At 74.2% G+C, this 11,435-nt stretch carries 7 protein-coding genes and 3 pseudogenes; 2 read left to right on the top strand and 8 right to left on the bottom strand.

From position 1 onward, the window contains the following. Positions 1-7: 7 nt before the first annotated feature. The 4 genes and pseudogenes from JNW87_RS26530 to prmC form a co-directional block, all read right to left on the bottom strand. Positions 8-2,122: a transglycosylase domain-containing protein gene (locus JNW87_RS26530; protein WP_238454630.1), complete on the bottom strand. Its 2,115-nt coding sequence runs from the start codon at positions 2,120-2,122 to the stop codon at positions 8-10. Positions 2,123-2,272: 150 nt separating this feature from the next. Further along, positions 2,273-2,885, bottom strand: a pseudogene (locus tag JNW87_RS26525) (phosphotyrosine protein phosphatase). After that, positions 2,886-3,529 (bottom strand): annotated as a pseudogene (locus JNW87_RS26520) (L-threonylcarbamoyladenylate synthase). Then, positions 3,529-4,506 (bottom strand): peptide chain release factor N(5)-glutamine methyltransferase, encoded by a 978-nt coding sequence (gene prmC / locus JNW87_RS26515; RefSeq protein ID WP_109804948.1) that lies wholly within the window; start codon positions 4,504-4,506, stop codon positions 3,529-3,531. Before prmC ends, JNW87_RS26520 begins: the two are co-directional and overlap by 1 nt. A gap of 44 nt (positions 4,507-4,550) precedes the next feature. On the opposite strand from prmC, the gene JNW87_RS26510 reads away from it, so the two are divergent. Next, on the top strand, positions 4,551-6,101 hold the full coding sequence (locus JNW87_RS26510; RefSeq protein ID WP_109804939.1) for a GGDEF domain-containing protein: 1,551 nt from the start codon (positions 4,551-4,553) through the stop codon (positions 6,099-6,101). Between the two features lie 36 nt (positions 6,102-6,137). Here JNW87_RS26510 and prfA read toward each other — a convergent pair whose 3' ends face one another. Both prfA and rpmE read right to left on the bottom strand, forming a co-directional pair. Next, entirely contained in the window at positions 6,138-7,226 is a 1,089-nt protein-coding gene (gene prfA, locus JNW87_RS26505) for a peptide chain release factor 1 (RefSeq protein WP_109804940.1), read from the bottom strand. A 108-nt stretch (positions 7,227-7,334) separates the two neighbouring features. Then, positions 7,335-7,559, bottom strand: a complete 225-nt coding sequence (gene rpmE / locus JNW87_RS26500) for a 50S ribosomal protein L31 (protein ID WP_109804941.1) — start codon at positions 7,557-7,559, stop codon at positions 7,335-7,337. Positions 7,560-7,826: 267 nt separating this feature from the next. On the opposite strand from rpmE, the gene JNW87_RS26495 reads away from it, so the two are divergent. Continuing rightward, positions 7,827-8,723 (top strand): AAA family ATPase, encoded by an 897-nt coding sequence (locus JNW87_RS26495; protein ID WP_109804950.1) that lies wholly within the window; start codon positions 7,827-7,829, stop codon positions 8,721-8,723. 52 nt (positions 8,724-8,775) lie between these two features. On the opposite strand, the gene JNW87_RS26490 is transcribed toward JNW87_RS26495, so the two are convergent. Then, positions 8,776-10,794 (bottom strand): metallophosphoesterase, encoded by a 2,019-nt coding sequence (locus JNW87_RS26490; RefSeq protein WP_238454629.1) that lies wholly within the window; start codon positions 10,792-10,794, stop codon positions 8,776-8,778. Between the two features lie 271 nt (positions 10,795-11,065). Continuing rightward, positions 11,066-11,299: pseudogene (locus JNW87_RS26485) on the bottom strand (phosphodiester glycosidase family protein); the annotation flags it as partial. Positions 11,300-11,435 lie beyond the last annotated feature (136 nt).

Raw genomic sequence — 11,435 nt, 5'->3', positions numbered from 1 at the left:
GTGGGGGTTAGTTGCCGGTGCGGGGGGCGGTGACGCGGTAGGCGGTGGTTTCGTTGGGGGGGACGAAGTCGAGGACCGGCTGGTTCCGGAGGGCGTACGCGAGGAGGCGGCCCACGGCGGCGATCTGCCGGGCCTGCACGCCGCCGCCGACCGCGTCCCGGGTGTCGTCCGGGTTGGCGGCGATGGTGGCGACCGCGAGCTGCGGGGTGAAGGCCACCACCGTCTCCGTGGCGTTCCGGTCTGAGCTGCCGGTCTTGCCGGCCAGCGGCCGGCGCAGCCCGGGCTGGAGTTCCTCGGCGGTGCCGCCGTCGCAGCGCCGGTACATCGACTGGTCGCCGACCGGGCAGCGGGCCGCGTCCGCCGCCGCGCGGGCCACCTCGGTGTCGAGCACCTGCCGGCAGTCCGGATCCCCGGCGGCCACCTTCCGGCCGGTGCTGTCGCTGATCGAGGTGATCGGCGTCGGCGCGCACCAGGTCCCCTCGGCCGCCACCGTGGCGTACGCGTTGGCCAGGTCGAGCGGGGTGGTGGCGGCGACGCCGAGGGTGAACGGTCCCCACTGCTTCGCGCCGTAGCGGGCCAGCGCCTCGTCGTCCTTGGCGCGCAGCACGATGCCGAGCCGCTCGGCCATCTCCACCACCCGGTCGGCGCCCACCTTCTCGGTCAGCCAGGCGAAGTAGGTGTTCACCGAGCGGCCGAAGGCGCTCCACATGGTGTGGTCGCCGTCCATCCAGTCCGGGTTGGCGTTGCTCGGGCACCAGTGGCCCCCGCAGCTGGCCGTACCGCCCTCGACCGAGTAGCCGGTGACGAGCCGGGACGGCGCGTCGAAGGTGGTGGCCAGCGGCAGCCCCGACTCCAGGGCGGCCAGCAGGGCGAAGAGCTTGAACGTCGAGCCGGCCTGGTAGCCGACGATGCCCCCGCCGCCGGCCACGAGCTGGTTGACGGTGTTCGGATAGTTCTGCTGGCCGCGCGGGTTGGCCGCCACGCTGAAGTGCCGGTTCACCGCCATGGCCAGCACCCGCCCGCTGCCCGGCTGGATCACCGCGGTCGGCGCGGCCCGCTTGTTGTCGACGGCGTAGACCTGCAGCACCTGCTCGTTGGCCTTGCGCTGCACGTCCGCGTCGAGCGAGGAGACGATCTTGAAGCCGCCGCGGCGCAGCGTCCGCTGTCGCTCGTCGGCGGAGCCGCCGAAGGCCGGCTGCGCCTTCCACCAGTGGGTGAACCAGTCGCAGAAGAAGCCCCAGTCGTTGTGCTCGGCGGCCACGCCGGCGCAGTCGTTCGGCGTCGCGCTGGGTCGCAGGTTGAGCTGCTCGCCCTTGGCCCGGGCGGCATCCGCGGCGGCGACCTGGCCGGTCTCCACCATCCGGTCCAGCACGTACGCCCGGCGGCCCAGCGCCGCGTCGGCGTCGCCGTTGATCGGGTCGTCGCTGTCCGGCGAGCGGACCAGGCCGGCGAGCAGCGCCGCCTGGGCCAGGTTCAGCTTCGCCGGCTCGGTCGAGAAGTAGCGCTTGCTGGCCGCCGCGATGCCGTACGCGCCGGCGCCGAAGTAGGCGATGTTCAGGTACCGGCTGAGGATCTGGTCCTTGTCCAGCTCCCGCTCCAGGGCCAGCGCGTAGCGCATCTCCCGGATCTTGCGGCCGGCGCTGATCTCGGTGGCCTGGGCCCGCTGCTCCTCGGTCAGCCGGGCATCGTTCGCCAGCGCGTTGCGGACGTACTGCATGGTCAGCGTGGAGGCGCCCTGCCGGGTCCGGCCGTCCCGGCTGTTGACGGTGAAGGCCCGGACCACGCCGCGGACGTCGACGCCGTGGTGCTGGTAGAACCGGACGTCCTCGGCGGCCACGATGGCCTGCCGCATCACCAGGGCCACCTCGGCCACCGGCACGTCCACCCGGTCCTCCACATAGAAGGAGGTGATCAGGGTATGCCCGTCGCTGGCGTACAGGTTGGACCGCTGGGCCGGCTGCGGCGTACGCAGCGACTCGGGCAGCTCCGAGTAGGGCACGAGCCCCGCGAAGCCGAGCCCGAACACCAGCGCGACCGGCAGCGCGGCGGCCGCCAGGGCCAGCCCGGCGAGCACGCCGGCGAGCAGGACAGTGAACAACTTGTCGAGATGGGCCCGGTTCATCAGCTCTCCCCGCAGGAGCCGGCCACGTTCGGACCCGTTCAGGATGACCGGAAACAGCGGTCACGCCGCCCGCTTCCCCCGAAACACGCAGGAATTTCGCGGAGAAGGATGAAGGTGGACAGAAACCCCAGCGCTCAGGGGCCGGAGGGCTCAGGGCAGCAGCGCGGCGGCCAGCGGGTGGACCGTCTCCTCGATCTCGTCGGCGACCCGGCTGAAGCACTGGTCACCGCGACCCCACGGGTCGTCGAGGTCGTCGGCCGGGCAGTGCGGAGGCCCCCTGCCGGGCCGAGTCGGCGGCCGCCACCAGGGCTACCCCGCGGGCGTACACGGCATCCGGGGTCGCCTCGACCGGCGGCAGCCCCGCGGCGTCCACGGCGGCCAGCAGCCGCCCGAACTCGCCCAGCACGAAGGTGCGCGCCGCCGCGTCCGGACGCAGCGCCACCACGTACTCCTGCTGGTCGGCGGTGGCGGTGAGGACCAGGTCGGCCGCGTCGATGAGGTCGGACCGCAACTTACGGGCGGCGAACCCGTCCACGTCACCGCCGCGCGACACCACCTGCCGGGCCGCCGGCGGATTCATCTCCTCGCCCGCGTGCCAGCCCCCGGTGCCGGCGCTGTGGCTGTGCAGCAGCTCGTCCGAGCGGGTCGGGTCGACCCCGAGGCGGCCCAGCCGCTCCCGCACGGCGAGCAGCAGCAGCCGTTCGGCCATCGGAGAACGGCAGATGTTGCCCATGCAGACGTGCAGGACCGTGAACGGCGGCACTCAGACCCCCCGCTCGTCGAGGATGTCCGGCACCACGTCGCGCAGCTTCTCCAACGGGACCGCGCCCTGCCGCAGTACCCGGGGCACCTCGCCGGTGAGGTCGACGATGGTGCTCGGCACCGGGTCCGGGGCGGGCCCGGCCTCCAGGTAGGCGCGGACCGTGTAGGCGAGCTGGTCCCGCGCCTCCTCGGCGGTGACCGCCGCCGGCTGGCCGACCTTGTTGGCCGACGCCACCGCCATCGGTCCGGTCTCCCGCAGCACCTCCAGCGCCACCGGGTGCAGCGGCATCCGCACCGCCACCGTGCCGCTGGCGTCGCCCAGATCCCAGGACAGGCTCGGCGAGTGCTCCACCACGATGGTCAGCGCCCCCGGCCAGAACGCCTCGACCAGCTCGCGCGCCGAGCGGGGCAGCGAGAACACCAGGCCGTCGAGGGTGTGCCGCGACCCGATCAGCACCGGCGGCGCCTGCCGCGAACCGCCCTTGGCGTCCGCGAGCGCCTTCACCGCGTACGGGGTGAAGCGTCGGCGCCGATCCCGTAGACCGTGTCGGTCGGCAGAACGACCAGTTCACCGTTCTTGACCGCCTCGATGGCAGCGGCGATGCCGCGGTCCCGGTCGGCGGGCGACCGACAGTCGTAGAGCATCACGAGGAGCCAGTCTGCCACGCCGGGCCGCCGGTGGCGTGCTGGCCGTCCGCCCGCCGGGACGCGGTGGCGAACCGGGGCCGGCCGACCAGGTCCCGGTGCTCCGCCACGGCGGTGAACCGGCCGTCCGCGGCGAGCAGTTCGGGCACCGCCCTGCCGTGGGTGTCGTCGTGCTCCACGCCGAGCACCCCGCCGGGGCGCAGCAGCTCGGCCGCCCGGCCGATCACCGGCCGGATCACCGCCAGCCCGTCCGCCCCGCCGAAGACCGCCTCGTCCGGATCGTGCCCCGCCACCTCAGGCGGCACCGCCACCGACCGGGGCACGTACGGCGGGTTGCAGAGCAGCACGTCGACCCGGCCGACCAGCTCGTCCAGCAGCTCCGGGTCGGTCACGTCGGCGGCCACCACCTCGATCGGGGTGTCCCCCGCGGCGGCCCGGTCTGCGGCGTTGCGCCGCAGCCAGGCCAGCGCCGCCGGGGACCGCTCCACCGCCACCACCCGGGCGTCCGGCAGCTCCTGGGCGACGGAGAGAGCGATCGCGCCGGAGCCGCTGCACAGGTCGACCACCAGCGGCGCGTTCCGCGATCGCCCCTGCTCCACCCCCCAGCCGGCGAGCAGTTCGGTCTCCGGCCGGGGCACGAAGACGCCCGGGCCGACCGCCAGTTCCAGGTGCCGGAAACCGGCGACGCCGGTGAGGTGCTGCAACGGCTCCCGGGCCGCCCGCCGGCCGACCAGCGCGTCGAAGCGGGCGAGGTCGTCGGCGGTGAACCCGTCGGCCAGGGCCAGCCGGCCCCGGGGCACGTCCAGCACGTACGCGGCCAGCAGCTCGGCCTCCGCCCGGGGCGCCTCGACCCCCGCCTCGGCCAGCGCGCGGGCCGCCCGGGCGATCGCCAGTGAGGGCCGCTCGCGTTCTGTCCCTTTGGACGGGTGTTGCGGAAGGGAGGTCACGACATAATCATGAATCGTCGCGGGTGGCATCACGAGCGGGTGCGTCCGGACGCACACCGACAGGGAGGTCTCGGGTGGGCTGGCTCGACCGGGTCGACGACCAGGTTGACGCCCTCAAGCACGCCCGGGCGTTGCAGGAGGCGAGCCGCTCGGCGGAGGCCTGCGCCCTCCTCGACCGGGTGATCCGCACCACCGCCGACCCGAACGCCCGGGCCGACGCCCGCGTCCAGCGCCTCTCCGCGCTGATCAATCTCGGTCGGACGGCGGAGTTCACCCGGGCCATCGAGGATGCCTCCAGCGCCACCCGCGACCTGGCCGAGCCGTACCTGCGCGGGCACCTCAACGCGCTGGCCGCGCTGGCCGCGCACCACCAGGGAGCGCTGGACCGCTGCGTCACCCACCTGGTCAAGGCCTCCCGCTGGCTGGGCACCGTCGACGACCCGGACCGGGACACCGCCTGGGGCTGGCACGACCTCGCGATGGCCTACTCCTACCTCAGCTTCCACGGCCATGCCCTCGGGGCGATCGAGCGGGCCCGCCAGGTCGGGCTGACCGCCGGCATCCCGGAGGAGACCTTCGCCGCCCCCGGCATCCGGCTGCGCAACGCGGTCGCGCTGGACCACAACGGGGACAGCGACGGCTGTCTGCGGGTGCTCCGGGACGTCGCCGGGGACCTCAACCGGTTCCTGCGCGCCGGGCGGGCCGGCAACCTGCGGCCGAGCAGCCTGGCCGCGTACGGCTACGCGGCGGCCCGCCGAGCCGCCCTCGGCGACCGGGTGGAGTCCGGCACGGACGCCGACCCGGCCCGGCTGCTCGGGCACGGCGGCGACAGCGCCCGGGCGCGGGACATGCGTCAGCTCGGCCAGGTCTGCCTGGCCGTCGCCGACGGACGGCCGATCGAGGCGGTGACCCGGCTGGAGGCCGCCCAGGTCTCCGCCGAGACGCTCGGCGCGGCCGAACCGGCCCGGCTGCGCAGCATCGCCCTGGCCCGGGCCGGCGACCACGCCGCCGCGCATCGGGCCGACCGGCACGCGTTCCGGCTGGCCGCGCAGCGCAACGACCGGCTGCGGGACGTCTACATCGACGGGATCGCGGCCCGGATCGACCACGAGGAGATGCGCCGGGAGGCGGCCCGGTACGAGGGCGAGGCGCTCACCGACCCGCTGACCGGGCTGCCCAACCGGCGCCGCCTCGAGCGGTACATCGGCGCGGTGGTGGCCCGGGGCGAGCGGGTGGTGATCGGCGTCTGCGACCTGGACGGCTTCAAGGCGGTCAACACCCGGCACGGGCACCACTCGGGTGACCTGGTCCTCCAGCGGATCGCCGGAGTGATCAACCGGGTGATGCGGCGCGGCGACTTCGTGGCCCGCTACGGCGGCGACGAGTTCGTGGTGGTGCTGGCCGGGGCCGGCATGTCGGAGGCCGCCGAGGTGGCCCGCCGGATCGACGCGGCGGTCCGCACCGAGGACTGGGAGTCCCTGGTGCCCGGCACTCCGGTCGGGGTGAGCATCGGCTTCGCCGAGGTGAGCGGCACCGGCGACGGCCTGCGGGAGGCCCTCGGCGCCGCCTTCGAACTGGCCGACCGGGAGATGCTCCGGGCCAAGTCCCGCCTCCGCGCCTCCTGACCCCGCGCTCGGCCGGGCCGGGCGGCGGGCGGGTGCTCAGCGGCGGGTCAGTTCGGTCTCCCCGGCCAGGCGGGCGGTCCGGTCGGCCTCCGTCAGGGCGTCGAGGACACCGTCCAGCTCACCGGCGAGGGCCAGGTCGAGGTTGTACGCGGTGTAGCCGATCCGGTGGTCGGTGATCCGGTTCTGCGGGAAGTTGTAGGTGCGAACCCGCTCCGAGCGGTCCACCGTCCGGACCTGCGCCTTACGGGCGTCCGAGGCGGCCGCGTCGGCCTGCTCCTGCGCCGCCGCGAGCAGCCGGGCACGCAGGATCCGCATCGCCTGCTCCCGGTTCTGCAGCTGGGACTTCTCGTTCTGGCAGGAGACCACGATCCCGGTCGGCACGTGGGTGATCCGGACCGCCGAGTCGGTGGTGTTGACCGACTGGCCGCCCGGCCCGGACGAGCGGAACACGTCGATCCGCAGGTCGTTCGGGCCGATGGTGACGTCCACGTCCTCGGCCTCCGGCAGCACCAGCACGCCGGCCGCGCTGGTGTGGATCCGGCCCTGCGACTCGGTGACCGGCACGCGCTGCACCCGGTGCACGCCGCCCTCCCACTTGAGCCGGGACCAGACGCCGTTGCCGCCCTCGGGCACGCCCTTGGTCTTGATCGCCAGCGAGACGTCCTTGACCCCGCCGAGGTCGGAGTCCTGCGCGTCGATCACCTCGGTGACCCAGCCGTGCCGCTCCGCGTAGCGGGTGTACATCCGCAGCAGGTCGCCGGCGAACAGGGCCGACTCCTCGCCGCCCTCGCCGGCCTTGATCTCCACGATCACGTCCTTGGCGTCGTGCGGGTCGCGCGGGATCAGCAGCTCCGCCAGCCGCTCCTCCAGCGCCGGCAGCGTCGCCGCGATCGACTCGGCCTCGGCGGCGAACGCCGGGTCCTCGGCGGCCAGCTCGCGGGCGGCGACCAGGTCGGCGCGGGCCTGCTCCAGCTCGCCGGCCGCCTTGTGCAGCGGGACGAGCTCGGCGTAGCGGCGGCCCACCCGCCGGGCGGTGCCCTGGTCGGCGTGGATGGCCGGGTCGGCGAGCCGCTTCTCCAGCTCCGCGTACTCGTCGAGGAGGGCGGCCAGGCGCTCACTGCTCATGCTGGGGGTGCTCCTTCGACGACAACCGGGCGGGATGGGTGGAAACTGACGGAAACGGACGAACGCCCGCGTCCGGCACGGAGCCGGACACGGGCGTCGTCGGAGAAGCTACTTGGCCTTTTTGGGCTGAACCTTGGCGTACTTCTGCTGGAACTTGGCGACCCGGCCGGCGGTGTCGAGAACGCGCTGCTTACCGGTGTAGAACGGGTGGCAGGCGCTGCAGGTCTCGACGTGGATGGCGCCGCCCTTGGCGGTGCTGCGGGTCGTGAAGGTGTTACCGCAGGAGCAGCTGACCTCGGTGGTCACGTACTCCGGGTGGGTGTTGGGCTTCATCTCGCCTCGGTCCTTTCGTGGGTGGTCGCCGGGTCGCCGTCGGTGTCCCCGTCGTACACGACGGGCTCGGGCGTGAACCGGAACCGGTGGCCGATTGACCAGTGTGCCATGGGCGTCGGCCGACCCGAGGAGCGGGCCGCACAGGTGGTCCGGCAGGGGTAACGCTCACCCTCCCGTACGCATTCCCGCCCCGCCCGTGGGCATTCGCCAGGTCGTACCGTCAGAACCCCGGCGCGGACCGGGACCGGACGAACCGGGGTGGAGGGCATGTTCCGTCTGATCGCGACCCGGGGCCTGCCGGCCTCCGGCAAGACGACCTTCGCCCGCCGGCTCCAGCCGGGTGTGGTCCGGGTCAACCGGGACGACCTGCGCCGGATGATGCACGGCGAGCGGCTCTTCACCCAGTGGGCGGAGGGGCAGGTCAGCAGGGCCCAGCGGGCCCAGGTGGAGGCGCTGCTGGCGGCCCGGGTGAGCGTCTGCGTGGACGACACCAACCTGCGGGCCCGGACCCTGCGGGACTGGGCGGAACTGGCCGAGCGGTTCGGCGCCACGTTCGAGGTGCACGACTTCACCGACGTCCCGCTGGAGGAGTGCCTGCGCCGGGACGCCGCGCGGCCGGAGGCCGACCGGGTCGGCGAGGCGGCGATCCGCCGGCTGCACGACCGCTACCTGGCCAACCGCCCGTTACCGTTACCGGTGCCGACGGCCCGTACGGGTCCGCCGGCCACGGTCCACCCGCCGCACCCCGAGCCGCCGGCGATCGTGCTGGTGGACATCGACGGCACGGTGGCGCTGAACGTCTCCCGCAGCCCGTACGACATGACCCGGGTGGGCGAGGACGCGCCGAACGAGGCGGTGATCGCGGCGGTGCGGGCGATGCACGCGGCCGGCCACGGGGTGGTCTTCTGCTCCGGTCGGGACGCCTCGGCCCGGGCCGACACCGAGGCCTGGCTGGCCCGGCACGTCGAGGTCCCCTATCTGGCGCTGCACCTGCGGGCGGTCGGCGACCACCGCAAGGACGCGATCGTCAAGCAGGAGATCTACGAACGGGAGATCCGGGACCGGTACCGGGTGGTGGGCGTCTTCGACGACCGGATGCAGGTGGTGCGGATGTGGCGCTCGCTCGGCCTGACCGTGTTCCAGGTCGCCGAGGGCGACTTCTGACCGACCGGCCCGGGGCGCGTGACGGGTCCGCCACGCGCCCCGGGGCCGACGGTCAGGCGGCGGGTGCCTCCCCAGGTGTCGCCGCCGTGAGGGCGACCGTCGCCTCGGCGCGGACGCCGTTGACGGTCACCGTGAGCAGCACCTGCGCCCCCGGCCGCAGCGCGGTCAGCCGGCCGGTGGCCGGGTCGAACCGGGCCACGTGCCAGGGCTTCACCCCGTCGGCCGGGCCGATGTGCAGGTTCGGCGAGCCCGACCAGTCGGCGCTGACCGGGGCGGCCACCGGCACGGTACGACCACCGGGCTGGATCAGCGTCGCCGTGACGGCCGCCGGGTCGCCCACCACCACGCTCGCCGGCGCGGCCAGCGCGAGCCGGTCGACGTGGGCGTGGAACTCCGCGTCGACCCAGCGTGGCCCCTCGGCGAGCGGGTCGCGTCGGGCCCGCTCGGCCTCCTGCGGGGTCACCGGGTCGACGCCGAACTCGGTCCACCCGGTGAAGCCGCCCAGCTGAGGCGGCGTGGACGGGTTCTTGCCCGAGTTGCCGTTGATGACGTACGGCACCCCGTCCACCCGGTCGGCGTCGAAGGTGCCGACGTGCCCGTTGACGACGAGCGCGCCCTTGCCGGTGCGGTGCTGGAAGTCGGCCAGCCACTGCTCGACCAGCGCCGCCTCCTTGCGGTCGCCGAGCTGGCTCGCCTTCGCCGGGCTGGGATCGCGCGGCGGGTGGTGGAACAGCACGGCGACCGAGCCGACGGCCGGGTCGGCGGCGGCGGAGTCGAGCGTGTCGCGCAGCAGCTGCACCTGGTCGAACCCGCCGCCGCGCAGCGAGCCGGTGGCGGTGTTCAGGGTGACGAAGCGGGTGCCGTCATGGTCGAAGACCCGCGAGGTGGCGCCGAAGACGTGCTGGAAGTTCGTGATCGGGGCGCCCATGATCTCGTGGTTGCCGGGCACGTAGTAGTACGGCAGCTCGCCGCCCAGCTCCTCGTCGAGGATCCGCTTGGCCAGCGCGAAGTCCGCCGGGTACGCGGTGTCCACGAAGTCCCCGTCGATGACCAGGAAGTCCGGCTTCGCCGCCTTGACCTCGCGGAGCGTACGGCGGGCCTGGGCGACCAGGTCGCTGTCCGGGTCGGCGGCGACGAACTGGGCGTCGGACAGCACCGCGAAGCGCCAGGGCGCGCCGTCCACCGTGCCGTCGCGGAGCACCGCCCGGTCGGTGCGCGGTTCCTCGGGCGGCGCCTGGATCGTCGGGGGCACCTTCGCGACCAGGTCGTCGATGACGATCTGACTGGTGTACTCCGCGGCCGGGTTGGTCTCCGCCACGTAGAACCGACGGACCCGGACCGGGTACTGCACGCCGGCCGGCACCGCGAACTCCACGTACTTCCAGCCGGTCCAGGTGAGGTACGGGCCGCGCAGCACGTGCTGGGTGTCCTGGGCGTCGTGCAGGTGCAGGCTGGGCCACTCCCCCTTGCCGTTGCCGTAGATCCACATGCCGAACGCCTGCGGCTGGCCGGGCACCTCGATCCAGGCCGGCGGGTCGGCGTACGCGGCCCGGGTGCCGGTGGACTGGCTGAAGTCGTACGACAGCTTGAGGCCCTGGCCCGTGTGGCCCGGCGCGGGCGCGACGGAGCCGCTGGCCCGGGCCTGGCTGAACTTCCAGGCCGCGGCGTCGTCGAAGCCGGCGACCGGGACGTCGGTCAGTCCGACGGTGACCGGCAGCACGGTGGTGAGCTTGCCGACGTGGACGGTGACCAGGCCGGAGCCGCTCTCGCCGAGCGCCTTGACGGAGAGGTTGCCGTCCCCGGTGGGGGTGACGGCGAGCAGCTTCGGGTCGTACTCGAGCTTCAGGTCGGCCGGCTCGATCGGCGCGGTGTTCCCCTCGGCGTCGTAGCCGACCACCCCGAAGAGCCCGGTGTCGCCCTGCCGGTTCAGACCGAGCCGGTCCACGGTGGAGTCGATCCGGTCCAGCTCCCCGAGCACGGTGAGGTCGAGGGTGCCGCCGGCCTCCGCCCGCCAGGCGGTGACGGTGCTGCGGCCGGGCGCGCCGGCCCGGAAGACGCCCTCGTCGTCCACCGTTCCGTGGACGGCCGGGTTCGCCCGCCACTGCGGCGCCCCGGCGGCCGGGCCGTACGTCTCGTCGTAGCCGGCGCGGTGAGCCGCGGGTCAGGCCGGGAAAGACCCGGTCCGGGCGGCCACCGCGGATCGGGGCGACGCCGGGCGCGGCGGTCGGGTCGCTCGCCGTCTCCAGCCAGTACCCGGTGAGCCGGCCGCTGCCCTTCGGCGCGTAGATGGCCAGGCCGTTGGGGACCGGACGCTCGCTGCCGTCCGAGGGGCTGTTCTCCACCTGCACCGCCGCCGCGCCCGGTTCCCGGGCGAGCAGGGTCGAGGAGCCGCCGCCGTCGAGGTTCAGCGCGGTGTACGCACCCAGCTCGACCATCATCCGGCCCATCTCGGTCTGGGTGACGCCGCGGCTGTCCACCTGCCGACCGTCCACCGTCAACATGATCATTTTGCGCCCGTCGGCGGAGAAGCCGACCGAGGTGCGCGGGGCGAGGGTCAGGTCGGCGATGTTCTGCACCGCCCCGTCACGGACCAGCACGTTGCCGCCGCCGACCGCGGCGCGCAGGCTGCCGCCGTCGGACGCCTTCGGCCGCCACCGCGGCGCGCAGGCTGCCGCCGTCGGACGCCTTCGGCCGCCAGGCCACGTCCACCGG

The organism is Micromonospora sp. ATA51 (assembly GCF_016802855.1).
GTDB classification, from domain to species: Bacteria; Actinomycetota; Actinomycetes; order Mycobacteriales; family Micromonosporaceae; genus Micromonospora; species Micromonospora sicca.
The sequence above is the reverse complement of the archived record's forward strand: the minus strand, read 5'-3'. Positions and strand labels throughout refer to the sequence as shown.